The organism is Halococcus agarilyticus (genome assembly GCF_000334895.1).
GTDB lineage: Archaea > Halobacteriota > Halobacteria > Halobacteriales > Halococcaceae > Halococcus > Halococcus agarilyticus.
Genome location: NZ_BAFM01000002.1, coordinates 151,349 through 176,043 on the forward strand (window position 1 = coordinate 151,349; position 24,695 = coordinate 176,043).

28 protein-coding genes are annotated in these 24,695 nt (G+C 66.2%); 9 read left to right on the top strand and 19 right to left on the bottom strand.

Annotated elements, in window-relative coordinates; translation table 11 throughout:
* Positions 1 to 118 precede the first annotated feature (118 nt).
* Positions 119 to 1,279, top strand: coding sequence for an NAD-binding protein (locus tag TX76_RS02270; RefSeq protein ID WP_049898749.1), 1,161 nt, complete (start codon positions 119 to 121; stop codon positions 1,277 to 1,279).
* A gap of 21 nt (positions 1,280 to 1,300) precedes the next feature.
* Here TX76_RS02270 and uvrA read toward each other — a convergent pair whose 3' ends face one another.
* The 5 genes from uvrA to TX76_RS02295 form a co-directional block, all read right to left on the bottom strand.
* Positions 1,301 to 4,243 (bottom strand): excinuclease ABC subunit UvrA, encoded by a 2,943-nt coding sequence (gene uvrA, locus TX76_RS02275; RefSeq protein WP_049898750.1) that lies wholly within the window; start codon positions 4,241 to 4,243, stop codon positions 1,301 to 1,303.
* A 193-nt stretch (positions 4,244 to 4,436) separates the two neighbouring features.
* The gene (locus tag TX76_RS02280) at positions 4,437 to 4,850 is read right to left on the bottom strand and encodes an HIT family protein (protein WP_049898751.1); all 414 of its coding nucleotides are present in this window, start codon (positions 4,848 to 4,850) and stop codon (positions 4,437 to 4,439) included.
* 2 nt (positions 4,851 to 4,852) lie between these two features.
* Complete coding sequence (locus tag TX76_RS02285; protein ID WP_049898752.1) at positions 4,853 to 5,332, bottom strand: nucleotide-binding protein; 480 nt, start codon at positions 5,330 to 5,332, stop codon at positions 4,853 to 4,855.
* Positions 5,329 to 5,550, bottom strand: coding sequence for an AbrB/MazE/SpoVT family DNA-binding domain-containing protein (locus TX76_RS02290; protein ID WP_049898753.1), 222 nt, complete (start codon positions 5,548 to 5,550; stop codon positions 5,329 to 5,331). Before TX76_RS02290 ends, TX76_RS02285 begins: the two co-directional genes overlap by 4 nt.
* Positions 5,551 to 5,611: 61 nt before the next feature.
* The gene (locus tag TX76_RS02295) at positions 5,612 to 6,349 is read right to left on the bottom strand and encodes an SDR family NAD(P)-dependent oxidoreductase (RefSeq protein ID WP_049898754.1); all 738 of its coding nucleotides are present in this window, start codon (positions 6,347 to 6,349) and stop codon (positions 5,612 to 5,614) included.
* A 78-nt stretch (positions 6,350 to 6,427) separates the two neighbouring features.
* Between TX76_RS02295 and TX76_RS02300 the strand changes: the two genes are divergently transcribed.
* Both TX76_RS02300 and TX76_RS02305 read left to right on the top strand, forming a co-directional pair.
* Positions 6,428 to 6,688 (top strand): hypothetical protein, encoded by a 261-nt coding sequence (locus TX76_RS02300; RefSeq protein ID WP_049898755.1) that lies wholly within the window; start codon positions 6,428 to 6,430, stop codon positions 6,686 to 6,688.
* 63 nt (positions 6,689 to 6,751) lie between these two features.
* Positions 6,752 to 7,723: an ROK family protein gene (locus TX76_RS02305; protein WP_049898756.1), complete on the top strand. Its 972-nt coding sequence runs from the start codon at positions 6,752 to 6,754 to the stop codon at positions 7,721 to 7,723.
* Positions 7,724 to 7,751: 28 nt separating this feature from the next.
* Here TX76_RS02305 and TX76_RS02310 read toward each other — a convergent pair whose 3' ends face one another.
* Positions 7,752 to 8,231: a cupin domain-containing protein gene (locus tag TX76_RS02310; RefSeq protein ID WP_049898757.1), complete on the bottom strand. Its 480-nt coding sequence runs from the start codon at positions 8,229 to 8,231 to the stop codon at positions 7,752 to 7,754.
* A gap of 107 nt (positions 8,232 to 8,338) precedes the next feature.
* Between TX76_RS02310 and TX76_RS02315 the strand changes: the two genes are divergently transcribed.
* Entirely contained in the window at positions 8,339 to 9,826 is a 1,488-nt protein-coding gene (locus TX76_RS02315) for an LVIVD repeat-containing protein (RefSeq protein WP_049898758.1), read from the top strand.
* Between the two features lie 17 nt (positions 9,827 to 9,843).
* Here TX76_RS02315 and TX76_RS02320 read toward each other — a convergent pair whose 3' ends face one another.
* Positions 9,844 to 10,221, bottom strand: a complete 378-nt coding sequence (locus TX76_RS02320; RefSeq protein ID WP_049898759.1) for a DUF7532 family protein — start codon at positions 10,219 to 10,221, stop codon at positions 9,844 to 9,846.
* Positions 10,222 to 10,270: 49 nt separating this feature from the next.
* Entirely contained in the window at positions 10,271 to 11,218 is a 948-nt protein-coding gene (locus TX76_RS02325) for an NOG1 family protein (RefSeq protein ID WP_049898760.1), read from the bottom strand.
* 123 nt (positions 11,219 to 11,341) lie between these two features.
* Between TX76_RS02325 and TX76_RS02330 the strand changes: the two genes are divergently transcribed.
* The gene (locus TX76_RS02330) at positions 11,342 to 11,695 is read left to right on the top strand and encodes a DUF5518 domain-containing protein (protein WP_049898761.1); all 354 of its coding nucleotides are present in this window, start codon (positions 11,342 to 11,344) and stop codon (positions 11,693 to 11,695) included.
* A gap of 6 nt (positions 11,696 to 11,701) precedes the next feature.
* Here the strand turns inward: TX76_RS02330 and hisE are convergent, their stop codons facing one another.
* From hisE to TX76_RS02350, 4 genes are all read right to left on the bottom strand, one after another.
* Positions 11,702 to 12,025 carry a phosphoribosyl-ATP diphosphatase gene (hisE, locus tag TX76_RS02335; protein WP_049898762.1) on the bottom strand — a complete coding sequence of 108 codons (324 nt, stop codon included), beginning with the start codon at positions 12,023 to 12,025 and terminating at the stop codon, positions 11,702 to 11,704.
* The gene (locus TX76_RS02340) at positions 12,022 to 12,483 is read right to left on the bottom strand and encodes a bifunctional nuclease family protein (RefSeq protein WP_049898763.1); all 462 of its coding nucleotides are present in this window, start codon (positions 12,481 to 12,483) and stop codon (positions 12,022 to 12,024) included. The genes hisE and TX76_RS02340 overlap by 4 nt, the downstream gene beginning before the upstream one ends.
* A gap of 100 nt (positions 12,484 to 12,583) precedes the next feature.
* Positions 12,584 to 13,174 carry a pyridoxal 5'-phosphate synthase glutaminase subunit PdxT gene (pdxT, locus tag TX76_RS02345; RefSeq protein ID WP_049898764.1) on the bottom strand — a complete coding sequence of 197 codons (591 nt, stop codon included), beginning with the start codon at positions 13,172 to 13,174 and terminating at the stop codon, positions 12,584 to 12,586.
* A 36-nt stretch (positions 13,175 to 13,210) separates the two neighbouring features.
* Positions 13,211 to 13,369 carry a preprotein translocase subunit Sec61beta gene (locus TX76_RS02350; RefSeq protein WP_049898765.1) on the bottom strand — a complete coding sequence of 53 codons (159 nt, stop codon included), beginning with the start codon at positions 13,367 to 13,369 and terminating at the stop codon, positions 13,211 to 13,213.
* Between the two features lie 127 nt (positions 13,370 to 13,496).
* Between TX76_RS02350 and trxA the strand changes: the two genes are divergently transcribed.
* Entirely contained in the window at positions 13,497 to 13,766 is a 270-nt protein-coding gene (gene trxA / locus TX76_RS02355) for a thioredoxin (RefSeq protein WP_049898766.1), read from the top strand.
* A gap of 82 nt (positions 13,767 to 13,848) precedes the next feature.
* On the opposite strand, the gene TX76_RS02360 is transcribed toward trxA, so the two are convergent.
* The 7 genes from TX76_RS02360 to TX76_RS02390 form a co-directional block, all read right to left on the bottom strand.
* Positions 13,849 to 14,052: a hypothetical protein gene (locus TX76_RS02360; protein WP_049898767.1), complete on the bottom strand. Its 204-nt coding sequence runs from the start codon at positions 14,050 to 14,052 to the stop codon at positions 13,849 to 13,851.
* 72 nt (positions 14,053 to 14,124) lie between these two features.
* Complete coding sequence (locus TX76_RS02365) at positions 14,125 to 14,511, bottom strand: PIN domain-containing protein (protein WP_228842283.1); 387 nt, start codon at positions 14,509 to 14,511, stop codon at positions 14,125 to 14,127.
* On the bottom strand, positions 14,508 to 14,870 hold the full coding sequence (locus TX76_RS18245) for a hypothetical protein (protein ID WP_228842284.1): 363 nt from the start codon (positions 14,868 to 14,870) through the stop codon (positions 14,508 to 14,510). Before TX76_RS18245 ends, TX76_RS02365 begins: the two co-directional genes overlap by 4 nt.
* A gap of 234 nt (positions 14,871 to 15,104) precedes the next feature.
* Entirely contained in the window at positions 15,105 to 15,971 is an 867-nt protein-coding gene (gene otsB / locus TX76_RS02375; protein ID WP_049898944.1) for a trehalose-phosphatase, read from the bottom strand.
* Positions 15,961 to 17,463 carry an alpha,alpha-trehalose-phosphate synthase (UDP-forming) gene (locus tag TX76_RS02380; RefSeq protein WP_049898768.1) on the bottom strand — a complete coding sequence of 501 codons (1,503 nt, stop codon included), beginning with the start codon at positions 17,461 to 17,463 and terminating at the stop codon, positions 15,961 to 15,963. The genes otsB and TX76_RS02380 overlap by 11 nt, the downstream gene beginning before the upstream one ends.
* Positions 17,464 to 17,628: 165 nt before the next feature.
* A complete protein-coding gene (locus TX76_RS02385; protein WP_049898769.1) occupies positions 17,629 to 18,246 on the bottom strand; it encodes a ribonuclease H family protein in 618 nt (205 codons plus the stop codon).
* 287 nt (positions 18,247 to 18,533) lie between these two features.
* Entirely contained in the window at positions 18,534 to 20,006 is a 1,473-nt protein-coding gene (locus tag TX76_RS02390) for a flippase (protein ID WP_049898947.1), read from the bottom strand.
* A gap of 377 nt (positions 20,007 to 20,383) precedes the next feature.
* Here TX76_RS02390 and TX76_RS02395 point away from each other — a divergent pair, with 377 nt between their 5' ends.
* The 3 genes from TX76_RS02395 (at position 20,384) to TX76_RS02405 (ending at position 24,524) form a co-directional block, all read left to right on the top strand.
* Positions 20,384 to 22,189: an asparagine synthase-related protein gene (locus TX76_RS02395; protein WP_049898770.1), complete on the top strand. Its 1,806-nt coding sequence runs from the start codon at positions 20,384 to 20,386 to the stop codon at positions 22,187 to 22,189.
* Positions 22,190 to 22,295: 106 nt separating this feature from the next.
* A complete protein-coding gene (locus TX76_RS02400) occupies positions 22,296 to 23,444 on the top strand; it encodes a carboxylate--amine ligase (RefSeq protein WP_049898949.1) in 1,149 nt (382 codons plus the stop codon).
* Between the two features lie 420 nt (positions 23,445 to 23,864).
* The gene (locus tag TX76_RS02405) at positions 23,865 to 24,524 is read left to right on the top strand and encodes a bacterio-opsin activator domain-containing protein (protein WP_049898771.1); all 660 of its coding nucleotides are present in this window, start codon (positions 23,865 to 23,867) and stop codon (positions 24,522 to 24,524) included.
* Positions 24,525 to 24,695 lie beyond the last annotated feature (171 nt).

The following is a 24,695-nucleotide window of genomic DNA, read 5'->3' on the forward strand; positions in this document are numbered from 1 at the left end:
CCGGCGTTCACAGGGGGACGAGCGGACGGAGCGGGCGAGGCGGGCAGGACGGCGAGACGGGCGGAACCACGGCGCGGCATCGGTCCAGTTTTATCGATGTGGGTAGGTAGCAACGCGGGTGGACAGCACGTGGGTTCGTTCGTACTGGCAGCGCCACGGCGGCCGGCTCACGGTCCTCCTCGCCGCGACCGTCGCCGCGCTGTCGGTAGCGACCGGAGTCGCGAACATCGGTGCGCGGAGCGTCGTCGGCCCGCTCGGGCAGTTCGTTCCGGAGTGGGTACAGCGAACCGCCGGTTTCACGGGCGCACTCACCGGCTTTCTGCTCGTCGTGAGCGCGCTCGGGCTCCGGCGGCGGCTGCGGGTCGCGTGGTACGCGACGACGATACTCCTCCCGATGGGTGCGCTCCAGGGACTGCTCCAGTCGAGTTCGCTGTCGGTACCGCTCGTCGTGCTCTCGGTCGTGACGCTCCCGGTGGTGCTCACGAACGCCGCACGGTTCGACCGGGACCTTTCAGTTTCGACGTCACAGCTGGCGGCTGGGGCCGCGCTCGTCGCCACCCAGGTTTATGGGACGGTGGGCGCGTACACGCTTCGTGATGAGTTCACCACCATCGAAACACCCGTCGACGCGTTCTACTACGCGATCGCGACCGCGAGCACCGTGGGCTACGGCGACGCGGTGCCGACGAGTCAGGCCGCGCGGCTGTTCGGTATCTCGGTCGTGCTCCTCGGAGCCAGCAGTTTCGCGCTCGCGCTCGGGACGCTGCTTGGCCCCGCGATCGAGGCGCGGTTCTCGCGGGCGCTCGGGCGCATGACCGGGAGCCAGCTCGAACTCCTCGAAGATCACGTGCTCGTGCTCGGCTACGGCGATCTCACCGAACCCGTGGTCGCGGAGCTCACGGATGCTGCCGATTTCCTCGTCGTGACGCCCGATCCGGATCGAGCCTCGACGCTGGCCGATCACGACGTCGACGTCCTCACCGCGGATCCGAGTGACGAGGAGACCCTCCGACGCGCTCGGATCGACGACGCGCGGGCAGTCGTGGTCGCGACCGACGACGACGCCCAGGACGCACTCGCGGTGCTGACGGCGCGAGATCTGAACAGCGAGGTGTACATCGTCGCGGCCGCGACCGACCGTGAGAACGTCCCGAAGCTCGAACGCGCGGGGGCCGACACCGTCATCAGCCCGGCGAGCATCGGCGGTCGGCTGCTCGTGCGCTCCGCGCTGGATCGGAGCGACGTCTACGACGCCGTGGCGCGGCTCGTCGAGGAGTGATCGGCGGCAGAACCCAGAACTTCAGTCGTCGCCAGCGGCACCGACGCGGCGGTCCGCACGCGGCCCCTCCAAGTCGACGCCAGGCAGCAGATCACGGAGGTATCGCCCGGTGTGTGAGTTGTCGATTTCGGTCAGGGCCTCGGGCGTGTCCGCTGCCACGATCTCGCCACCGTGCTCGCCGCCCTCGGGTCCGAGGTCGATCACGTGGTCCGCGTTCTTCACGAGGTCGAGTTCGTGTTCGACCACCACGACCGTGTTGCCGTTGTCGACGAGTCGCTGGAGCACGTCGATGAGCTTGCGCTCGTCGGCCGAATGCAGACCGGTCGTGGGCTCGTCGAGCAGGTAGAGCGTGTCGCCGGTCTGTTTCTTCCCCAACTCTTCGGCGAGCTTGACGCGCTGAGCCTCGCCACCGGAGAGGGTTGTCGAGGGTTGGCCGAGTCGCATGTAGCCCAGACCGACGTCCCGAAGCAGCTGGAGCCGGCGTTCGAGCCGGGTGTCGGCCTCGAAGAATTCGTAGGCCTCCTCGACCGACATGTCGAGCACGTCAGCGATGGTTTTCCCCTTGAACGTCACATCGAGGGTCTCGTCGTTGTAGCGCGCGCCGCCACATTCCTCGCAGGGGACGTGGACATCGGAGAGGAAGTTCATCTCGATCTTGACCGTGCCCTGCCCGCCGCAGGCCTCACACCGGCCGCCCTTGACATTAAAGGAGAAGCGGCCCTTCTCGTAGCCCCGCTGTTTGGCGAGTTTGGTCTCGGCGAAGCGCTTCCGGACGTAATCGAACACCCCTGTGTAGGTCGCGGGGTTCGAGCGCGGCGTCCGGCCGATCGGTGACTGGTCGATCAGTCGGACGGTCTCGACTCCATCATATTCGATCGCGTCGTGGTCGCCCGGATCGACGGAGCGGTTGTCGTTCATCTCGCGGACGAGCCCCTTGTAGAGCACGTCGTGCATCAGTGTCGACTTCCCGGAACCGGAGACCCCGGTGATCGCCGTGAAGCACCCCAACGGGATCGACACGTCGAGGTCGTCGAGGTTGTGCTGGCGTGCACCGCGAATCGTGAGCGTGCCGTCGGGCTCGCGGCGCTCCTTGGGCACCGGGATCGCCTTCCGACCGCTGAGGTACTCGCCCGTGATCGATCCCTCGGCGCGTTCGATCTCGTCAACTGTGCCCTGGGCGACGACCTCGCCGCCACGCTTGCCGGGACCAGGCCCCATGTCGATGACCTCGTCGGCCCGGCGCATCGTCTCCTCGTCGTGTTCCACGACCAGCAGGGTGTTGCCGAGGTCGCGGAGTTCGGCGAGCGTGTTCAGGAGACGGTCGTTGTCGCGCTGGTGGAGCCCGATCGAGGGCTCGTCGAGCACGTAGAGCACGCCCACGAGTCCCGACCCGATCTGGGTGGCGAGTCGGATGCGCTGGGACTCGCCCCCCGAGAGGGTCGCCGCCTGGCGATCGAGCGTGAGGTACTCCAGGCCGACCTCGCACATGAACCCGAGCCTGGCGCGGATCTCCTTCAGGATCTCCTCGGCGATCGTCCGCTCACGCTCGGTCATGTCTGCCTCCATCCCCTCGAACTGTGCGAGCGCGTCGCCGATCGACAGCTGGTTGACCGCAGTGATCGGCGTGTCGTCCACCAGCACTGCGCGACTCTCTGGTTTGAGCCGCGTTCCCTCGCAGGCGGGACACGTCGTCGTCGCCATGAACTTCTCGATGTGCTCGCGGGTGCCCGAGCTCTCGGTCTCGACGTGGCGACGTTCGAGGTTGGGGATCACGCCCTCGAAGCGCTTTTCCTTCCGCCGGGTGCCGTTTTTCGTCCGGCGCTCGAAGACCACCTGCTCGTCGGTGCCGTAGAGAAACGCCTCCCGGATCTCGGGATCGATCTCCGCGAAGGGCGTGTCGAGCGAGACGTCGAAGTGGGCCGCAACGGCGTCGAGCCGCGTCTGATAGTACGAACGGGAGTAGCTCCACGGCTCGAACACCTCGCGCAGCGGTTTCTCGGGGTCCTGGACCACGAGGTCCTCGTCGACCTCCTTGGTCTCGCCGATTCCCTCACACGCAGGACAGGCTCCGTGCGGACTATTGAACGAGAAGCTCCGGGTTTCGATCTCCGAGATGTCGATCCCGCAGTGGGTGCACGCGAGCGCCTCGGAGAACTCGACGACCGACCGCTCGTCGGCCTCGCCCGCGAGGTCACCGGTGGCTCGCGCCGTCGATCCGCCGATGTCGGCCTCGGCGGGCGGGTCGGGCAGGATGACCTTGAGCACGCCCTCGGCCTCTTCGAGGCCGGTCTCGACGCTGTCGGTGATGCGCGAGCGGGCGTCGTCCGTGATCTTCACGCGGTCGACCACCACGTCGACGGTGTGATCGTAGTTCTCGTCGAGGTCGGGCTGTTCAGTTGCGAGGTCGTAGGTTTCGCCGTCGACCTCCACCCGCGAGTACCCCTCGCTCACGAGCTCGTCGAACAGGTCCTCGAACGCGCCTTTCTGGTCGCGGACGACCGGCGCGGCGATCTTTGCCCGGGTTCCCTCGGGGAGTTCCAAGATCCGCCGGACCATCTGCTGGGCGGACTGCTCGCCGACCTCGCGACCACACTCCGGACAGTGTGGTGTGCCGACGCGGGCGTAGAGGAGTCTGAGATAGTCGTGGAGCTCCGTGACCGTTCCAACGGTGGAACGGGGGTTGTTGGCGGCGTTCTTCTGGTCGATCGAGATCGCCGGCGACAGGCCCTCGACGTTCTCGACCTGGGGCTTGTCCATCTGGCCGAGGAAGTTCCGTGCATAGGCTGAGAGGCTCTCGATGTATCGGCGCTGGCCCTCGGCGTAGACGGTCTCGAAGGCGAGCGAAGACTTGCCCGAGCCGGAGAGTCCAGTGACGACGGTAAACGACTCGCGCGGGATGGTGACGTCGAGATCCTTCAGGTTGTGTTCCTCCGCGCCGCGGACCTCGATGACGTCCTTACTCATTGGGTTTCGGTGCGGGCGCGGAGGGTGAAACCCTGTCGGTCCACTTTTTCCTCGTCGGGTGCGCTCGCTTCGCTCGCCCACCACTCCTCGCAAAAACCTGGACTAAAAAGCCCCGCTCGCTCCCTGCGGTCGCTCGCGGTGAACCGCGCTCGCTTCGCTCGCGCGGATGCCGAAAATCCAATACATCCCGGTGCTACAGCAGTTCCGCGAGAAGGGCCGTTAGCTTGTCTGCCCGTTCTTCATCGAGTTCGGTCGATTCGAAATCGATAGTTACGCCATCTTCTTCGTATCGTGGGACGATATGAACGTGGACGTGGAACACCTCCTGACCCGCGGCCGCGCCGTTCGACTGAATGATGTTCACTCCCGCCGGGTCCAGTGCGTCCTCGATAGTCGCCGTTGCAGTTCGCACCGTGTCGAACAGCGCTGCCGTCTGCTCCGGATCGAGATCCGTGAGTCCCGTGGCGTGATCTCTCGGTGCGACCAGCGTGTGGCCGTCGGTCGCCGGGTTCGCGTCCAGAAACGCCACAATGTCCTCGTCTTCGAGGATTTTGAACGACGGCACGCCACCGTTGGCGATTCGACAGAAGGTACAGTCATCCTGCATCCTCAGTTCACACTCAGTAGTTCCACGTCGAAGTAGCTACTGAACAATCCCTCGTCGAAGGTGAGCAGCCGATCGGCCTGCTCGGTTGCGTGCGCGCCGATGACGAAATCCGCGGCGACGTGCTGGCGGGGTGCGAGTCTCGTCCCACAGGCGGGACAGGTAACAGTCGTGTGTTCGCCACACGCCGGACACTGGAGTTTCTCCCCACGCCGGTCGAGATACGTCTCGAACGCCGTTCCAGCGGTGAAGGAGGCTTCACACGACGGTCGTTCGACACCGATACCGGTGTCGTCGAGGAACCCATCGAGGGCCGCAGCGTCACCGAAGTACGGGTCGGCGGCGAGTTCGGTATAGACGACGTCGTTGATGACTGTCGCGCCGTCGGTGGACGCCTCGTGGAGCGCGGCGGCGGCCCGGCGGTTGTGGTCGTCGTCGGGATACAGCAGCGCGATGAGGGCACTCGTATCGATGACTGTCTTCATTCGCGCTCGCCGCGGAGGTCGGCCATGCGCTCCTCGACGCTTTCGCTGGTGTCGGCGACGCCACGCCACTTCTCGAAGGGGTTCTCATCCACCCGTTTTTCGATGGCGTACCCCCGTTCCGTTTCGACGAACTCGATCTCGTCGCCCGGGTCGATGCCCAACTCCTCCCTGATCGGCTTCGGGATCGTGACTTGACCCTTGCTCGTCACCTTGCTCATGGTTGCACTTGGCCGTAATACCACAAAAGTATTACCCGGTCGCGTAACTGACCGTCCCGTCTCAGACCCGCTCGGGCCGCCACCCGCCGTCGACAGCGACGTTCTGGCCGCTCAGGTAGTCGCTGTCCGCCTCCAGAAAGAAGAGCATCGCCTGGCACATGTCCTCGAATTTCGCTGGTCGACCACGAGGCAGGCTGTCGGGGAACACCTCGGAGTTCTCGACCACGTACGGCGAGATCGCGTTCACGGTGATTCCGTCGTCCTGGGTGTCAGCGGCGAGCATCCGGGTGAACATCAACACACCGGCCTTCGCCACGAAATAGGGGAAGTTCTGCGGGCTGACGAGCAGTCGATCGGCGCTCGCGTAGCCGACGTTGACGATCCGGCCCCACTCGGTCTCGCGCATCCCATCCAGCGCGCGCTTCGAGCAGAGATAGGTGGCGGTGAAGTTGGTGTCCATCACCGCGTTCCACGTCGCGAAGTCGATTGCCTCCCAGTGAGTCGGCGCGAACCGTCCCACGTTGTTCACGAGCACGTCCACGCTTCCTAAACAACCCTCGACGGTCGCGAAGAGCTCGTCGACGGCGTCGGGGTCGGTCACGTCGGCCTGGACGGTCGTGACGTCGACACCGTGCTCGCGCGCGAGGTCGGCTACGTCGGCGGCGGCGTCGGCGCTGGTGTTGTAGTGGACGGCGACCGACGCGCCACGCTCGGCGAGCGCGAGCAGGAGCTCGCGGCCGATACCCTTCGCGCTGCCGGTGACGAGCGCTGTACGCCCGGTGAGGTCGGGATCGATCACACCCCGTGTCCGCGCTCGGCGAGCATATGCCGCCCGGACGGGGAAACGCTCTTGTCGGATCGCTATGAGAAGGAGACGATGGCGACTGACGGCCCAAACGAGGAGCTGTATCCGGTCGTGTACCGCGCGGTGAACGACGCGCTGTGGAACGTCGTCGGCACCGTGGCGCTGTCGCTGGTGCTCGTCGCGGTGTTTTTCGTCGGGCTGTCGGTGTTCCTGTCGTCGGTGACGACGATGGGGTCGTCGCTTTCCGTTCTGGGGATCGTTCTCGGTACGGCGATCGCCGTGGCCGCCGCTCTCGGGTTCGCCCTGCTGTTCGACCTCCTCCCGTGGTCCTGACAGCTCGACTGGTCACGCCACCGAACCACGAGGAACTAAGTCGGCGAGCGCGACCACCAACGTATGGCGAGGTACGCCGGCGTCGATCTCGGCGGGACGAACGTCCGTGCGGTCGTCGCCGACGCCGACGGCGAGATCCGTGGCAGCGACAAGCGGCCGGTCCCGCCCGACCTCTCGACGGGACTCCCGGTCACCGACACGATACTCGACTGTCTCCGCGAGGCGTGCGTGGCGGCGGACACGTCCCCGGGAGCGATCGAGGCGGTCGGGGTGGCCGCCGCTGGTCGGCTCGACCCCACCGAAGGGATCGTCGAGCCGACCAACATCGCGGTCGACACCGTTCCGCTCACGGGACCGATCGCGAACCTCGTGGACTCGGATCGAATCCATCTCCACAAGGACGTCGCCGCGGGCGTGATCGGCGAGCGGTACCACGCCGAGCGCAACCCCGACGACATGGTCTACCTCACGATCTCCAGTGGAATCGGTGCGGGCGTCACCGTCGACGGCTCCGTGCTCCGCGGCTGGGACAGCAACGCGGGCGAGGTCGGTCACTACGCCGTCGATCCCGCGGGACGGCTGACCTGTGGCTGTGGCCACGACGGTCACTGGGAGGCGTACTGCTCGGGCGCGAACATCCCGGCGTACGCGCGACTGCTCTGGAACGACGCCGACCGACCCGCGACCGCCCTCCCGATCGACGAGGAGGCGTTCGACGCCGTCGACGTGTTCGCCCACGCCCGCGAGGACGCGTTCGCGGGGCGGGTCGTCGAGCGCCTCGCGGAGTGGAACGCGATGGGCGTGGCGGGCGTGGTCCACGCCTACGCGCCGCTCGTGATCTCCGTGGGTGGGGCGGTCGCGCTCAACAACGAGGCGCTCGTGGTCGATCCGATCCGCGACCGGCTCGACGACCTCGTGATGACCAACGTCCCCGAGGTCAAACTCACCGAGTTCGGCGACGACGTGGTGGTTCGAGGGGCGCTCGCGAGCGCACTCACCGGCGGCACCGGCGATCCGGCCGATCGCCGCGGGTGAGGACAGCAGCCGGGCCAATCGATGTGGCTCAGACCTCAGCGTCGATCGCCGCGCCGCACTCGGGGCATTCGAGCCCCATCCCGTCGTCGGTCATCGTGATCGCGAGCACGTCGCTCTCGTCGCACTCGGGGCAGGGCTGGGGCACGCGCCCCTCGGTCGAGTCCTTCGGCGCGCCGAGCGCCAGCGCGACCACGCGCTCGTCGCTCTCGTTGCGTCCCTGCTGGAACTCGCCGGGCGCGAACCGGATCGTCTCGCCGGCCGCCACCTTGACGAGATCGCTGTCGGCGGTGGCCTCGGGCTTGGTCTCGAACGTCGCGGTCCCCTCCTGGACGTAGAACACCTCCTCCTGATCGAGGTGGGCGTGGAGCCCGCCCGAGAACGCCTCGCCCGGCTCCAGCGCGTAGTGGTTCATGGCGAGATCCGCGGTGTCGAGCGGCTCCGACAGGCTGCGCCGATCGGCGTCGCCCATCTCGCTCTGCGCCGCCTCGTCGATGGCAGTCTTCTCCATGCGAACCCACTACCGTCGGGACGAACAAAAGCCCTCTCAGGGGTTCGAAAAGGGCCGACGGGCCACCGGAACCACAACCCATACCCGTTCCGGACCGAACACCGCGTATGCGACGCCGGGATCTACTGTGCGCTGCGGCCGGGACGCTCTCGCTGCCGGCCGTCACTCGGCGAACGACCGCCCAACCGGCGTACGAACCGCTCGGGCGCGTCCCGCTCGACGGCGCGACCGAGGTCGTCGTGAGCGACGACGGCCGGACGGCGTTTCTCGCCGCCACGACCGGGTTCGGCACGGTGGATCTGAGCGATCCCCGAAATCCACGAGTGCTCGCCGACCGACGGAACCTGCTCGCCGGCCACGAGAACGGTCCTCTCCGCGATATCCGAGACGTCAAGCTCGCTGGCGACCGGCTGGCCGTCGTCGGCCCCGCGAACCCGAACGCGGGGATCGACGCGATGGTACTCTACGACGTGAGCGATCCCGCCGATCCCGAACGGGTCGCGGTCCACGAGACCGACTACGCCATCCACAACGCCTTCCTGACAGATGGCCGGGCGTACCTCTCGCAGTTCGACGGCGAGACGGTGGGCATGACGATCGTCGACGTCGCGAACGACGAGCCCGAGCGCGTCGGGCGGTGGTCGATCCTCGACGAGCCCGACTGGGGAGAGATTCCCTTGTTTCCCGCGACGGTCCACGACATCTGGGTACAAAACGGGATGGCCTACATCGCCCACTGGGACGCCGGGACGTGGCTGATCGACGTGCGCGACCCGTCGAATCCGACCGCGATCACCAGGATCGGGGGGCTCGCACCCGACGAGCTCGCGTCGCTGTCGGGCGAGGCGCTCCGGCGCGCACAGCTCGTTCCGCCGGGCAACTCCCACTACGTCACCGTCGACGACGACGCCGCGATCATGGGCGTCGGCGTCGAGTCGTGGGCCGTCGAGGGCGAGGGCGGCCCGGGCGGGATCACGCTCTGGGACATCGCATCGCCACAGAACCCCGAGGAACTCGCCACGATCGACGCGCCGCCGACACCGGCCCCGAGCTACGGCGGGCTCTGGACCACCGCGCACAACTTCGATCTCAAGGAGGGCCGGCTCTACTCGTCGTGGTATCGCGGCGGGGTGAAGATCCACGACGTGAGCGATCCAGCGAACCCAGAGGAGATCGCTCGGTGGCGACGAACCGAGAACACGAGTTTCTGGGCGACCGTGCTCGCGGTCCCCGGGGAGTTCTTCGTGGGCTGTAGCTGGAACCAGTACGGCGAACTTCCCCAAGCGTATCTCTACACGTTCCCCGACCGCGCCGGCCCGGCACCGGAATCGACCACGCTTGCGACCGACCGCAACGCAACGGCCCGCAACGAACCGACGGCCCGCAGCACAACGACGAACCGTGACGCGACGACCGCGAACGGCTCCGTGCCGACGACCGGCTCGACGGGCGGGACCGAAGCGACGAGCAACGGAACGGGTGGTGGGGGCAGTGCGGGCGCAGGACCAGGGTTCGGCGTGCCCGCGGCGCTCGGTGGCGTCGGCCTCGCAGCGTGGCGATATCTCCGCCGGAACGACGAGTCGAAAAGGCGGTAGCGAAGCGGCGTGGTCGTCTACCGCAGCGCGTCGCGGTCGGCCGCAAATCGCACTCGATCGTGGACCGTCGGGCCGAGCGAGAGTTCGACCACGTCCTCGGTGAGCACGCGCCCGCCCTCGACCGGGACGCCCCACGTCCCAAACCGGAGATAGCCCCGAATGTCGTCGGCGTGAGTGAACAGATCGAGGTACTCGACACCGTGTTCGGGAAACTCGCTCGCGCTGTGGGCCCGGTCCATGTCGGAGTAGACCGTATCGAGACCATCGAAGAAGGCTTCGAGCTCGTCGGCAGCGTCGTTCGTGGCCGCGACGACCGACTCGCTCGCCGCACGAATCTCGTCCGAGGAGAGTCCCGCGTCGGCGAGCGCGCGCTGGGTGCGCTGATCGAAGTGCATGGCGGTAGTTCGGGTGCGAGCGGTGAAAGCGTCGTGGTTGGAGCCGACGTCAGGGCAGCTCGGGTTCGTAGCCGATCGCGTCGACCGCCGCGTCGATCAGCTCCTCGATCCCCTCGCTCTCCTCGACGCTCAAGTAGTGATCGGCGTCGAGATCGCGCGAGCGGTCGGCCTTCGAGCACACCGTGAGCACCGGCACGTCGAAACGCTCGCGGACGGCGGTTTCGAGCGCACGCTGGTCGGCGAGCGGGTAGCCACACGACTCGCTCGCGTCGACGAACACCACCACGCAGTCGGCGGCGTGGGTGAGCGCGCTCTCGGCCTGGAGTTCGATGTCGTTGCGTTCGCCGGAGTCGCGATCGAGCAGCCCCGGAGTGTCGACGAGCTGGTAGCGGATGTGATCGCGAGTGAGGTGTCCGACGCCGACTCGGGTGGTGGTGAACGGGTACGACGCGATCTCGTGGCGCGCGTTCGTGACGTTGTTGACGAATGAGGACTTGCCGACGTTCGGGAAGCCCGCGACCACGATCGTGGGCTCGTCGGGGCGGATGTCGGGGAGCGCGCGGAGATCGTTGCGCGCTTCGCCGAGGCGATCGAGATCGTCGGCGACCTCCTCCACCACGTCCGCGAGCCGCGCGAACGCCTGCTTTCTGAGCTTGCGCGCGGTCTCGATGTCGCCGCGGAGCCGGCTCTGATATTCGTCCTTGATCTCGTCGGTTTTCCGGCTCGCCCACCCGACCTCCGAGAGGCTCTTCCGCACTTCGTCGACCGCGACGAGCGAATCGGCGAGTTCGTAGTAAAAGGGGTCGACGGTGTCGAAGTCAGGCCAGCTCGTCACGACGTGTTCGAGGTTGTCCGAGAGCACGTTCGCCGCGGTCTGGAGCATCGACTGCTGGGCTTCGGTCCCGGATTTCGCCCGGCCCGCCCGCGTCGCCCGCGAGAACGCCCGGTCGATCAGCTCCTCCGCGGTGGGCGTCGTCGGCAGATCCTCGAAAATCATGCCTGCTGTAGATCGTACGGACGTAAAAACGCGTCAGTCGGCGGCGAACGGACGAGGAACGTCTATGTCGTCGATTCCAGCGCCGCCGATACACATATACTATCACGTGGACTACCCGTGGATATGACGAACTGGCGTGCGGTCGGGATCGGGTTCCTCGTCCACATCGTACTCGGGATCGTCGGCGCGCCGATCGGGATCGGTCCGCTCGCCGCCGGGATCGTCTCCGGGTTCGTCGCGGGCTACGTCGCCGGTGGCGGTATCGGGAGCGGTGCGTGGCACGGCCTGCTCGCGGGGTCGATCGGCGGGATCGTGCTCGCGATCGTCCTCGGGATCGCGATCACGATCGGGGCCGGCATCGCCGGTGGTCCGCTCGGTGGACTGCTCGGCGGCGGCGCGCTCGTCGTCGGTGTGCTCGTGGCGATCGTGTCGGGGTTCGAAAGCGCGATCGGCGGGGCGATCGCCGGACTGCTCTGAGCAGGCCTATCGCCGTTCACGAAGCTCAGCGCGCAGGTCGTCCACGTCCGCGCCGTTCATCGCGAGCAGCACGAGCAGGTGATAGACGATGTCGGCGCTCTCGTGGAGGAGTTCCTCTCGGTCGTCGTCCTTCGCCGCGAGCACGAGCTCCGTACTCTCTTCCCCCAGCTTTTCGAGCACGGCGTTCTCGCCCTTCTCGTGGGTGAACAGCGACGCCGTGTACGATCCCTCGGGGAGGGTGTCCCGGCGCTCCTCGATCACGGCGAACAGCTCGTCGAGCACCGGTTCTTCGGCCGTTTTCGTGCCGGCGGTAGTGCGATCGTCGCTCACAGCTCGTCCACCTCGCGGATGTCCTGGAGCTCCTCGAACGTCTCGCGTGGCCGGCCACCCTCGTCGAACACGCCCGGATCGACCTCGATGTCGGCACCGGTCCGTGCGGCGAGCGCGAGCGAATCGCTCGGCCTGGCGTCGATCACGGCGTCCGCGCGCGGCGTGTCGAGGTGGAGGTTCGCGGTGTAGGTCCCGCCGCCCTCCTCGCTCTCCTCGATGGCGTCGACCACCACGCGATCCACCCGACCACCCAGTTCCTCGACCACGTCGAGCAGGAGATCGTGGGTCAGCGGTCGGCCGATGTCGACCGCATCCATCCCGCGGGCGATCGCGGTCGCCTCGTTGAACCCGATGAAGATCGGCAGGAGGTCGGGCTCGCCGTCGCTCGCGAGGAGCACGACGGGGACCGGCCCGGAGGGCGTGCCCGCGACACGGACCGCGTCGATGTGGGCGTGCATGGCTCCCGGACGGGGCGCGCGATGAAAAGTCTGTCACTGCCGGCGGTGGAATTTCGTCGTTCGATCGGTACCCGACTGTCGCCGCTCGTCGCGATTGCGCTCAAACCGTGACTGTCTCGAAGAAGGCGAGTCCGTGAACCCGCGCGTCGTCGGTGAGTTCGGGGTGGAACGCGGTCCCGACCACCGGCCCGTCACGGACCGCGACGGGGTGGCCGTCGAACGACGCGAGCACCTCTGTGTCGCCGACCGACGCGACCCGCGGCGCACGGATGAACACCGCCGGGAACGGCTCGTCCAATCCGGTGACGTCGAGGTGGGTCTCGAAGCTGTCGCGCTGGCGGCCGAAGGCGTTGCGATCGACGGTTGCGTCGATCAGGCCGAGCGTGTCGACCCGGTCGTCGCCCGCATCGGCGGCAGCGACGATCAGTCCCGCACACGTCGCGAGCAACGGCTTGCCCGCCGCGACGTGAGATGCGATCTCCGCCGCGATCCCCTCGCGGTGGAGGTGCGCCGAGATGGCGGTGGATTCGCCGCCGGGAAGGAGGAGGAGGTCACAGTCGGGCACCGTGCCCGCGGTGTGGATCTCGACCGTCTCGACGCGCTCGCCGTGGGCGCGCGCCGCGCGCTCGATCGCGGCAGCGTGCTCACGGAAGTCGCCCTGGACCGCGATCACGCCGGCTGTGAGAGTCATGGAAACAGTTTGGAAGGCAGAAAGGACGGTGCCGTGTTACAGCACGTTCAAAACGAGGATCAGCACCCCGAACGCCACGCCGAACGCCACCACGGTCTTGGGATCGATCCGGATCGCGTTTCGGTCCTCGGCATCGAAGTACCTGACCAGGCCCGCACTCGACATCAGTCCGCCGGAGTTCTCGCCGCTGCTCATACCCACCCTCCGCGAGCCGCGGGCCTAAGCCTTTCGTCGTGTTTCCCGATGGCTGGAAGGTGTTGCAGACGGAGCGCACGGGTGGGAAACCCTTATGCGCGCGGCGCGGGTAGTTTCGGTGGAACACATGACTGTCCGGTTGAAAGACTTTTACGCGGACTGGTGTGGCCCCTGCAAGACCCAGGATCCGATCCTCGAGGAGATGGAGGAGGACCTGAACGGCGACGTCGAGTTCGAGAAGATCGACGTCGAGGCCGATCAGGAGGTCGCCAACGAGTATCAGGTGCGCTCGCTGCCGACGCTCGTGATCGAGAACGACGACGGCGTCGTCGAGCGGTTCATCGGCGTGACCCAGCGCGACGAGCTCGAAAGCGCGATCGAGAAAGCCGGCGCGTAGAGCGGTGGCGCTCGACGACCACTGAGTCGTCGCGAATCACTCCTGTTCTATCGACCAGTTGGAGAACGAGCGACGCGTGTGGCTATCGGAGCCGCTGGTACGCCCGGATCAGGATCTCCGCGATCGCTCCGACGAAGCTCCAGCGGTACGCGAGTGCGGCCGCGCCGAGCAGTAGCGCTGCGATCTTCGTGTCGCCGCGGTACAGCGCGAGGCCGGCCTCGACGACCATCGAAATCGCGCTGACGAGGCCCGATCGTTTCGACGTGAACAGGTCCGAGAGTCCCATGTGTCTTCGTACCGGCCGCCAGAGCCATAAGTCCTTAGTCGGCGTGTGCCGGGAGAGGATTGGCGAGCGATGTCAATAGGAGTCGATGTCGAGGGCGTCGATACGTCCGAACTCGTCGACGTTGCGCGTGAGGACTCCTTCGTCGCGTTCGACGGCGGTCCCGGCGATCAGCACGTCGACCTCGCCGATCCGCTCGCCCCGATCGACGAGTTTGCGCTGGGTGGCTGTGGCGTGGCGGGCAGCAGCGGCTGTGAACGGGACGACGTCGATCTCGTCGACGACGCCATCGAAGCGCTCCCGGTGCCGTTCGGCTTCGCCACGGAGACCGACCCCGACCTCGAAAACGGTGAGCGTCGAGAGCGCGATTGGTGTTCCCGTGTCGATCAGTTCTGCAAGCTTGTCGGTCGCGACTGGCTGCTGTCGGACGAGATCGTTGATGAACGTCGAGTCGAGGATCACGCGTCGGGATCGTCGCTCCGTATCTCGCGGTCGAACCCTTCGCGCCACTCCCGCTGGCGCTGCTCGGCGCGATCGGCCGCCTCGTCGTCGAGCAGCCCGACGAGCCGCTTGAGCGGGGCTGCGGGGGCCGCCTCGTCGTCGGGAATCCACCATACTCGGGATCGCCCGCCGACCTTCTTCGACGCCAGCTCACCGCGGTCGTGCAGATCGTCGAGCCGGTTGAAAACCGTCCGCCGCGAGGCTCCGAGCGCCTCGGCGACCTCGGGAGCGGTGAGCGGCTCGGCGGCGTCATCACGGTCGTCGAACACCGCGAGGACGTCCTCGGGCAGGACACTCCGCGTCGATCCAGGCGCACCCATGTTCCCACGAAGGAACGCAGGAATCATAGTTCTGTCGGGGTCAGCGGAGCGGCGAAGCACCATCCCCAGCTGCGCCAGCTTAGGTCCGCGCTCGCTTGATCGTCACCAACCGGCGTTGCTCGGCCTGCCGTCGTGGGCAGAAACGAAACGAGCCGATCCCGTGAGCGACGTGTTTCCGCTCGGCTACGTGTCGGTGCTCGACCGCGGTGACGCCGGGGGTTCCAGCGGTTCGTCCTAGGGGGACGATCGGTCGAGTGCGGCGAGTCCCTCGGTACGGAACCAGTCGAGCAGCCGCTCGACCGCCGGTGGGTCGTCGATCCGGTAGTCCGCCGCGGTGTCCTCGCCCGCACCGACGTGGATCCCGACACCCCGTTCGCCGAGCGCGCGAAAGGCCGCCTCGTCGGTGGTGTCGTCACCGACGTACACCGAGAGCCACTCCTCGAAATCGGCGGTCAACAGCGAGAGCGCCGCACCCTTGTCCCACGCGACCGCCGGCGTGAGTTCGACGATCTCCTTGCCGATCGAGCGCTCGAACCCATCGGGCGCGATCCGCTCGACGGCCTCCGCGACCGCTTCGTGGACCGCCTCCCGTCGATCGGGGGCCGCACGGTAGTGGATCGTCGCGCTCACCGACTTGTCCTCGACGAAACAGTCGGTGTCCGAGAGCCGATCGTCGAGATCGTCGACGATGTGTTCGAGATCGCGCTGTCGTTTCTTCGCCACCGGATGCACAGTGATTTCGCCGTCCCGGAAGACTTCGAGCCCGTGGTTGCCGGCGTACGCGATTCCCTCGACCCCCACGCGCGGCCGGAGGTCGGCGAGCTCCCGGCCGCTGATGACCGCTACCCGGACCCGATCGTGATCGCGGAGCGTCCGGAGCGCTTCGCGGTTGTCGGGCGCGATCTCGGGTGCGTCGGGGTCCGCTTCGATGGCCGAGAGCGTGCCGTCGAAGTCCGTACAGAAGTAGAGTCCGTCGGCGGCGGCGAGCCGGTCAGCGATCGTCGCGAGCGGCTCGTCGGTGCCGTCGAACAGCGCCGGCGGTCGGTCGGTGCCGTCCTCACTGGCTGTCCCCCTGTTACCGCCGGTCGGCTCACCCGCCATCGTGATCGCGTTGCTCGCGGAGGTCACGGGCGGTCTCGAACACGTCGTCCATCCACGCGTAGAGGTCGTGGGCGGCGACCTGTTCGCGCAGCGCGGCCATCCGATCGCGGCGCTCGTCAGGGTCCATCGCGAGCGCCTGTTGGATGGTGTCGGCGAACGACTCGGTGTCGTAGGGGTTGATCGTGAGCGCGTACTCGCCGAGCTCCTCGTGCGCACCGGCCTGATCCGAGAGCACCAACACGCCGTCGTCGTCGACCTGCGCCGCGACGTACTCCTTCGCGACGAGGTTCATCCCGTCGCGGACCGCGCTCACCAACATGACGTCGGAGTAGCGGTACAGCCCGCAGAGCTCGGACTGGGGGATGAACTCGTCGATGTAGACCACGGGCTGCCAGTCGTCGGTGCCGAAGCGGTCGTTGATCCGCTCGATCGTCTCCCGGACGTTCTGCTGGAGGTCCTGGTAGTCCGGGATCAGCGAGCGGCTCTCGCTCGCCTTCTGGATGTAGGTCACCGAGCCCTGGTAGTCGGGTTCGGTCTCCCAGAGCCGTTCGAGCGCTTCGAGGCGCTCGACGATCCCCTTGGTGTAATCCAACCTGTCGACGCCGACGACCATCGTCGTGTCGGCACCGATGTCGTACGTCGAGCGGATGTCGGCCTCGAACGACGCGTCGGCGGCCGCGCTCTCCTCGTGGATCGATTCGGCGTCGATTCCGAGCGGGAACGCTCGAACAGTCGTAGTGTGACCCTCGTAGTTGATCCGCCCACCGTCCTCGTCGATGAAGGCGTCCTCCAAGGCCCGATCCACGCAGTCGAGGAAGTTCTCGCAGTAGCGCTCGACGTGAAACCCCAGCAGATCGTTGCCGAGGAGTCCCTCAAGCAGTTGCTTGCCCTGCGGGCACGCCCGGAAGGTGTCCCAGCCGGGCCACGTGATGTGCCAGAAGTGCATGATGAAGGGGTCGTCGAGCGCGTCGCGCACGGCGCGTGGCGCGAGCGTGAAGTGGTAATCCTGAAACCACACGAGGGGGTCGTCGCTCGCCGATTCCGCGACGGCCTCGGCGAAGCGGTCGTTGACCTGCTGGTAGCGCTGCCAGTAGCGCTCGACGTACTCGGTCTTCATCGTGCCGCCGTGACACAGCGGCCAGAGCACGCGATTGCTGTACCCGTAGTAGTACCCCTCGACCTCCTCCTCGGAGAGCCAGAGGCGTTTGAGGGTGTAGGCTTCGGACTCGGGCGGCATCCGGACCTCGCCGTTTTCGTCGGTGACGTCGGCGTCGGCCTCGCCGTCGCCCCACGCGACCCACGTCCCGTCGGTCTCCTGCATCACCGGATCGAGCCCGGCCGTGAGCCCGCCGGCGGGCCGGTTGACGCTGATGGTCCGCTCGCCCGCGTCGTCGTGCTCGTAGCTGTGTGTGTACGGTTGGCGGTTCGAGACGAGGATCAGGTCGTCGGTGACGGGCGGGGTCCCGTCCGTCCCGCCAGCGTCAGCCGCCATGCGATGTGACCACTCCCGTTCGCATTCGTGCCCCTCCCTTCGGTCGCATTGCTTATAGGTTCACGGGCCACGCGGTTGGGTCCGGGGGTTGCATGTGCCGGGCCACTACCCGCGGGGCCGTCGCGTCACGCCGCCATCGGGGAGCGATCATGAACCGAACGAGCGTCAGTCGCTGGCGGGGCGGTCGGCGCGCGAGGGCGGTGGCACTTCGTCGGGGCGGTCAAGGTTCGGGGTCGGGAGCACACACCGGTCGGCCTCGCTGTTGACGTGACCGTACTGATCGGGGGCGTTGGCGAGCGGGTGAGCGGGGTTCCGTGCGCTCGGAACCCGCGCCACGCGACACTCGCCGAACTCCCGGAGGCGCGCACGGATCCCGCGCCAGTGGTGGCGCGAATCGGCGGGGACCGACACCGGGTGGGTGCGCCAGTCCGAGCGGGCGGCGAGAACAGTCCGGTTGGCGTTCGCCGCGAGCGCGTCGTGATCCACGAGGACGCCGACGCGGGTCTCCGGGGGTGTGCGCGCGGCGAGCACGTCGAGGCCGAGGTGGAGCGCGCGGTACTCGGCGACGTTGTTGTCCGGCGGGTCGTCGGGCAGGGAGAGCCGCGCGACGCGCTCGCCGTCGCGGGTCTCGATCACGACGCCGAGACCCCCGCCCCGCGCCCGAAAGGAGCCGTCGGTAGCGACGTAGAACTCCCGGTGGTGGGTCCGCGGGGGGTGGGCGATGTGGGGGGTGGGCGAGTCATCGAACAGATCCCGGAGGGTCGGCCGGCCGTAGGCGGCCATGCCAACGCTATCACACACGCGGACTTAACGGTACGGGCTGCTGGGGCCGGTCGACACCCGGGTACGTGGGGGACCGACGCGTCGAAGGTGGTTGTAGTGTGTTTCGGTTCGCCCGGTCGTCGGGTTTCACAGGGTGGATCGTCAACGGTGTTCGACGCGGACGACGGATCGAACTCTCGGGCGGCAGTCGTCTCATGTTTGTCGATACAGCTCCGATCAGAGGGGACGAATCGAGGAGAAGAGGACCGTCAGCGATCACCCGGACCCGTTCTGTCGACGTGTAGTGGTCAGTCGTCAGCCGGGATGAACCGCCGAATAACCGGAATCGCGACGTCGAGACGGTTCTCGACGAGCTCGACCGGGATTTCGTCTTCGGGTTGCAGGCAGCCCGTGAGAGCGACGACGCCCAGCGTTGCGAGCCCTGCGAGGACGCCCGAAAGGGGAAACAGGACGAGCGACAGCGTCACCGTCCGTGAAACGAGGAGTACGGGAGGAATCAGGACGAGCGGCAGGAGCACGAACGTTCGGGTCGACCACCGGGAGAACGGGGTGATCCCGAACGAGTTCCACAGGATGGCGAACGCCAGACCGTTGAGCGTCGCGAACGAGAGCGCCGTCGCCATCGCAGCCCCGAGAAAGCCGTATCGAGGGATCAGAACGGCGTTCAGCAGGACGTTGAGAACGGCAGCGATCACGTTGATCCAGAGGATGACCCTGGTGTGGCCGAACGCTGCGAGCGTGTCCTGCGCACGGCCGTAGGCAGCACTGACGAAGAATCCCGTCGCGATGATCCACAGCGCCGTCCCGCCCTCGGCGTAGGTTTCGCCGAAGAACAGGGCGACGACGTCGGCCGAAAACCCGACGAAGACGAGGAAGATCGGGAACCCCGCGATGTAGACCCACTTCGTGGTGACCTTGTAGATCGAGTTGATCTCCTCGTGATTGCCTTCGGCGTCGAGCCGCGACGTGAGCGGCATGTAGAGGAACCCGAACGAACTCATCAGCGCGGGCAACCCGGCCGCGAGCTGGTAGGCAGCGTCGTAAACCCCGACCTCGGCTGTCGTCCTGAAGTACCCGAGCATGAGCGTGTCTACCTCCCCGAGCAGCTTCGACGTCATCGCCGAGAGCACCAACGGGATCGAGAACAGCAGCAACTGCTTGGGCCTGATGGTGATTTCGCCACGGAGCGAAAGCAACCGATTCAGGAGGAGGTGCGCGAGGACGAACGTCGCAACGCCGGCGAACAGATAGGCGTATCCCGCCGACGACACACCGACCCCGGCGAGCAACAGCGCAACGATCAGCCCGAGACGCACGCCGTTGTAGAACAGGTCGCGCGCGTAGGTGCGGTAGATCGTGTTTTCGAGTCCCCGGATCGCTCCGATGGCGATGCGAAAGCCGACGCCGAACGGGATCGCGAGAACGAACAGCGTCAGCAGTTCTCGAGAGCCAGGTTGCTCGAAGAGGAGACCCACGATCCATGATCCGCCCACGAGAAGGAGCGCAGCGAGGACTACGGACACGACGAGAGAGATGATCAGGCCGGTGACCCAGACGCCTCGCACCTCCCGGCTCGTCTTCAGCCGCGACATGTACCGGGCGATCCCCGTGTCCAGGCCGACGAGCGCGACCGTCGTGCTGAGGCTCATCACCGAGATCCCCAGCGCAACCTCCCCGTACGCACTCTGGGACAGCACGCGTGCGATGACGACCCGCTCGACGAGCTTCGACGAAGAACCCAGCGTCCCACCCACCAACATCAGACTCGCACTCGAAACGAGCGACGAGAGGTCCGATTCGTTCGCTCCGGACAAGACTATCGACTCACCTTCCGTCGACCACCGAGGACGGTCGACTTATGAAACGCGGTTCGAGCGTGACGCCTCCTTTTTCCAGTACGAAATCGTTCTGTCGTTGTTCTCGTATTGATTGGATTTTCTGCTGATTTCCCGATTTAGAGTGGGATACTCCGTTGTGCTGCTCAGTAGCGATCTGTTAGCGTATGTACCACACAGTTTATTGACGTCTGGCGTGTCGCCTCGGTAATGGTTGGTCCATCCCTCCACGGACTGATTGGGGCGTCGTGTCCGCGAACGCCGGGGCCACGGGACGCTACCGAGTCACACCACGACCTCCGATGACCGGTTTCGTCGGCGGGACTGTTGTCGGCTCCACCCTCGATTCGTTGGTCGACGAACTCCACCACGAGCCGTGGTACGAGCGCGAGCGCTTCGAGGAGGGAACCACGGGTCTCGGATTTCTCCATCACGGCGCGAAAGATCCGGCGGGCCATACAACGTGGCAAGGCGACGGCCGTGCCGGCATCGTCCACGGCGCGATCTCGAACGTCGACCGACTGGGAGTGTGCCCGGACGAGGTGTTCGAACGCGTTCTCGATGACACGTCGTTTCTCGCGGAACTCGACGGTCCGTTCGTCATCGCGTGTCTCGATGCACACGCCGGGAGACTCGTCGTCGCGACCGACAAGCTCGGAACGCGACCGTGCTACTACGCACACGACGATGGGGTGGTTCTCGGCTCCTCTCTCGCTGCCCTGCTCCCGGCGATCGATGCGCCAGCCGTCGACGAACATGCAGTAAGTGACATGCTGCTCCTCGGGAACGTCTGGGGAGAACGGACGCTCGTCGAGGGTGTCAGTGCGCTCGGACCGGCGACGGTCTTGGAATACGATGATGCGGGCGTGGACCTCGCTCGGTACTGGAAACCGGACTACGACTCCGCACCACGCCGCGGGTACGTCGCCGAACTCGTCCGGCAGTATCGCCAGGCGATGGCCGACGTTTCGACGACAGTCGACGGGGAGCTCGGGCTGTGGCTCTCCGGCGGACTCGACAGCCGATCGATGGCCGCCGAGCTGCGCCAGCACGCCGGTCGAACGTTCGATTCGCTGACGACCTACACGTACGATGCGAACCCCAAAGGAGGGGGGAACCCGGAGATCGCAGCCCGGGTGGCATCGGTGCTCGATGTGGACAACACCGAAGTCGAGCTCGATCCGGACACGTTCCTCGACATCATCGAGGAGAGTGTCGACCTCGTCGACGGAATGTTGCGATGGTCGTCGCTGCTGAACCTCTCGACGGTGTTTTCGCTCCCGAACGACGGGACGAACGTCCTCATGGAAGCCTCCGGTCAGGGCGAACTGATCGGCCAGCACCCGCGGCAGTACCATTTCACACACACGGATTCCGTCGTGGAGGGACTCATGATGAGCGAAGCGATGGTGGATGCATCGGCGGTCGACGCGCTGCTGACGGCGAACGTCGATCCGAAGCGCTCGCTCCGGGAATCGGGGCGGCGAAGCGCGGAACGAACCACCGAGAAGCGCCTCCTCGACGTGAACTACACCAACTACTACTCGCGAATGGCGTTCGCGAGCAACGAGATCATGCGCAGCCAGGTGGGAACACGGGTCCCGTTCGCACACGGGGATTTCCTCGAGCACACGGCTCGGTTGCCGATCGAGTACCGAATGGGGACGTTCCCGCTCACGAAGGGCGCGATCCCGTACGGGATGACCCGACCGAAGCACGCGCTCGCCAGATCTCACGTCGGGGAGCTGAGTCGGATCCCGTACGAACGGACGGGCTTGGGACCGGTGTGGCCGTACCCGGCACAGCTGGCTGGCTTCGTCTGCAAAACCGGCGTCTCCCGCCTCCGCTCGAACATCGCCTACGGTGGCGGGAAGACTCCGGACGAGTGGTACCGACAGCACCCCGCGTTTCGGGCGTACATCGACGAACTGCTCGACGACGCCTGTCAGCGATCGCTGTTTCGCGCGGAGGCGATCAGACGTCTTCAGCGCCAGCATCACCAGCGGGAGGCCAACCACGTGACAACGCTCGTTGCTGCGATCACGACGGTCGAACTCTGGTTGCAGCGCAACCTCGATCCACAGCGGAAACCGCAGCAGCCGGCTTGATCGAACCCGTGACGGGAATACGATTCAGTACTGTGCCAGAAGCGATGGACGGTTCGAAAACGATGTGTCGAAGGAAGCCACACCGCAGCGGGGGTGTCACTCGACGATGAACGGACGCGCGCTCGTGTTCGATGCCGAGCGGCGACAGGCGCTGGTGGCGATCCGCTCGCTCGGTCGTCGAGGGATCGACGTGACCGCTGCATCGGGATTGCGGCTGAACGCCGGTGGCGCGTCGAAGTACGTCGATCGGCGGGTTCGATATCCGCGTCCCCAGGATGATCCGGCAGCGTTCGTCGATCGGATCGAGCGAGAGGTCCGTACTCACGACTACGACGTACTGCTCCCGATCGCCGATCCCACCGTCGCCCCCGTCGTGGAAGCCAGACATCGACTCGAACCGTACGCGGCGATCCCGTTTCCCGAGGCGGACACACTGCGCATCGGGACGGACAAGAAACGGACGATCGAAGCCGCACGCGAGGCGGGAGTGCCCCATCCGAAAACACTCGCGCCAGCGGAGCTCGACGTCGAGGAAGTGGCGGACGAGATCGGGTACCCCGTGGTCGTCAAGCCGCGGCAGGGAGCCGGTCGGCTCGGTGTTTCCGTCTGTCACACACCAGGCGAACTCGAGGCCGCCTACGCGAACACGCCCGATCACCACCACCCGCTGCTTCTCCAGGAGTTCGTTCCGAACGGGGGCGAGCGTGGTGTCTACACGCTCTACAACTGGTCGTCCGAACTCAAAGCGGTGACCGTACAGCAGCGGATTCGGACGGACCCACCCGGGGGTGGGACGAGCACGTTGCGTGAAACCGTCGACGATCCGGGCCTGATCTCGGTGACCGACGACCTCCTCTCCGGGCTCGGTTGGCAAGGGGTGGCGATGGCCGAGTTCCGTATCGACTCGCGCGATGGCGAACCGAAGCTCATCGAAATCAACCCTCGTCTCTGGGGAAGCCTCGCGCTCTCCGTCGGGGCGGGTGTGGACTTCCCCGCGCTGCTGTACGAGCTGGCGACCACGGGAGACTGCGAAACGGTACTCGACTATCGATCTGGCGTCCAGGCACGTCGGCTGCTGGGCGACATCGCTCACGTGATCGCCCGGAAGGACAGGAAGGCCGCTCTCAGGGAGTTCCTTCGTCCGGCCGATGGTCCACGTCACCACGACGTTCTCTCTGCTGATGATCCGGGTGCAACTGCAGCGTACTTCGCCGCCGAAATCGGCAAGTTCGCCCAGCGCCGACTGTTTTCGTAGGTTCACTGGATGTGACTGGAGAGATCGCGTTCGTTCCCCTCCATCGGTCATGTCGTGAAATCGAACAGGGCTTCTCCTTCGTTGAGCGGTCGAGCTGTCCTTCGCTGGCCGATGAGCGGGATGGTCTCACGCAGCAGGCTCCGAACACATCGTCCCGGAGAGCGCGGGGTCGGTGTGTCGTCGGCGATCGCCGCCCGTTTCGGCTCGCCTGGTCGCCGGATCTTGCCCATCGGTTCGTCGAAGCCTCAGGGCGGGATTCTCTCGCTGTCGAAAGATAGCCTTCCGAGCGTCGCAGACGGACGCTGATCCCCCGAAGATTCGTCTCAGGACGCTTTTGCAGCGCCCTGATGGCTGTTTTGAACAGCGCCCGAAACTACCGAACGCCACCATTCATATGCAAGCAAGTCATGGATACATCTCGTGTCGGTAATCGCGGAGTTCAGTATCCCGGCGGAGGAGTTCGCGCTCTACGAGACGCTCGAACGCCGGCCGGAGCTGACGTTCAACATCGATCGCGTGGTCGCCCACAACACGACCCAGGTGGTGCCGTTCGTGCGGATGACGCAGGGGAAGCTCGAGGGGTTGACCGAGATACTCGAAGCCGATTCCAGCGTCGAGGAGGTCGAACTGTTCGGCGAGACGGACGACGAGTGCTTCTACCGACTGGTGTGGAACGACACCGCCCAGGTCATCGGGTACATGGTCAACGGCCACGGCGCGACCGTCCAGGAGGCCACCGCGACCGACGGCGAGTGGCACCTCCGCGTGCTCTTTCCCGAGCGGAACGGTCTCTCGGCCACGAACGAGTACGCCGAAGAAAGCGAGTTCACGCTCGACGTGAAGCGTATCTATGGAGTTGACGGGTTCGAGAAGGCACAGTACGATCTCACGGAGGCACAACACGACGCGCTCACCGCGGCTGTCGAGCAGGGCTACTACGAGATCCCGCGTGAAGTGAACGCCAAGGAACTCGCCGCCGAGTTCGGCGTCTCCCACCAGGCGCTCTCCGAGCGATTCCGTCGGGCGACGAAGAGCCTCGTCACGAGTACGCTGCTCGTCGATGAGGACGAAGGAAACTGAGGCTACGGAGCGCACCTCGCCACGAGAAACGCCGTGAGTCCCGATGTTCCCATCTCGGTCGAGAGGAGGCAGTATCAGCCGAACAGTTTCCGAACATATCCGCGCTAGGAGCGCCGGAACTGCCTTTCGTTCGGCACGCCACTCGACGTTGGAGGGAGAAGGTGGATCAAT

Excerpts from the sequence above, each read along its gene's own strand:
- uvrA (WP_049898750.1), bottom strand. The coding sequence starts at position 4,243 with ATGAGTAAGGACGTCATCGAGGTCCGCGGCGCGGAGGAACACAACCTG.
- TX76_RS02280 (WP_049898751.1), bottom strand. The coding sequence starts at position 4,850 with ATGCAGGATGACTGTACCTTCTGTCGAATCGCCAACGGTGGCGTGCCG.
- TX76_RS02285 (WP_049898752.1), bottom strand. The coding sequence starts at position 5,332 with ATGAAGACAGTCATCGATACGAGTGCCCTCATCGCGCTGCTGTATCCC.
- TX76_RS02290 (WP_049898753.1), bottom strand. The coding sequence starts at position 5,550 with ATGAGCAAGGTGACGAGCAAGGGTCAAGTCACGATCCCGAAGCCGATC.
- TX76_RS02300 (WP_049898755.1), top strand. The coding sequence starts at position 6,428 with ATGGCGACTGACGGCCCAAACGAGGAGCTGTATCCGGTCGTGTACCGC.
- TX76_RS02305 (WP_049898756.1), top strand. The coding sequence starts at position 6,752 with ATGGCGAGGTACGCCGGCGTCGATCTCGGCGGGACGAACGTCCGTGCG.
- TX76_RS02310 (WP_049898757.1), bottom strand. The coding sequence starts at position 8,231 with ATGGAGAAGACTGCCATCGACGAGGCGGCGCAGAGCGAGATGGGCGAC.
- TX76_RS02315 (WP_049898758.1), top strand. The coding sequence starts at position 8,339 with ATGCGACGCCGGGATCTACTGTGCGCTGCGGCCGGGACGCTCTCGCTG.
- TX76_RS02320 (WP_049898759.1), bottom strand. The coding sequence starts at position 10,221 with ATGCACTTCGATCAGCGCACCCAGCGCGCGCTCGCCGACGCGGGACTC.
- TX76_RS02325 (WP_049898760.1), bottom strand. The coding sequence starts at position 11,218 with ATGATTTTCGAGGATCTGCCGACGACGCCCACCGCGGAGGAGCTGATC.
- TX76_RS02330 (WP_049898761.1), top strand. The coding sequence starts at position 11,342 with ATGACGAACTGGCGTGCGGTCGGGATCGGGTTCCTCGTCCACATCGTA.
- TX76_RS02340 (WP_049898763.1), bottom strand. The coding sequence starts at position 12,483 with ATGCACGCCCACATCGACGCGGTCCGTGTCGCGGGCACGCCCTCCGGG.
- pdxT (WP_049898764.1), bottom strand. The coding sequence starts at position 13,174 with ATGACTCTCACAGCCGGCGTGATCGCGGTCCAGGGCGACTTCCGTGAG.
- TX76_RS02350 (WP_049898765.1), bottom strand. The coding sequence starts at position 13,369 with ATGAGCAGCGGCGAGAACTCCGGCGGACTGATGTCGAGTGCGGGCCTG.
- trxA (WP_049898766.1), top strand. The coding sequence starts at position 13,497 with ATGACTGTCCGGTTGAAAGACTTTTACGCGGACTGGTGTGGCCCCTGC.
- TX76_RS02360 (WP_049898767.1), bottom strand. The coding sequence starts at position 14,052 with ATGGGACTCTCGGACCTGTTCACGTCGAAACGATCGGGCCTCGTCAGC.
- TX76_RS18245 (WP_228842284.1), bottom strand. The coding sequence starts at position 14,870 with ATGGGTGCGCCTGGATCGACGCGGAGTGTCCTGCCCGAGGACGTCCTC.
- otsB (WP_049898944.1), bottom strand. The coding sequence starts at position 15,971 with ATGGCGGGTGAGCCGACCGGCGGTAACAGGGGGACAGCCAGTGAGGAC.
- TX76_RS02380 (WP_049898768.1), bottom strand. The coding sequence starts at position 17,463 with ATGGCGGCTGACGCTGGCGGGACGGACGGGACCCCGCCCGTCACCGAC.
- TX76_RS02385 (WP_049898769.1), bottom strand. The coding sequence starts at position 18,246 with ATGGCCGCCTACGGCCGGCCGACCCTCCGGGATCTGTTCGATGACTCG.
- TX76_RS02390 (WP_049898947.1), bottom strand. The coding sequence starts at position 20,006 with ATGTTGGTGGGTGGGACGCTGGGTTCTTCGTCGAAGCTCGTCGAGCGG.
- TX76_RS02395 (WP_049898770.1), top strand. The coding sequence starts at position 20,384 with ATGACCGGTTTCGTCGGCGGGACTGTTGTCGGCTCCACCCTCGATTCG.
- TX76_RS02400 (WP_049898949.1), top strand. The coding sequence starts at position 22,296 with ATGAACGGACGCGCGCTCGTGTTCGATGCCGAGCGGCGACAGGCGCTG.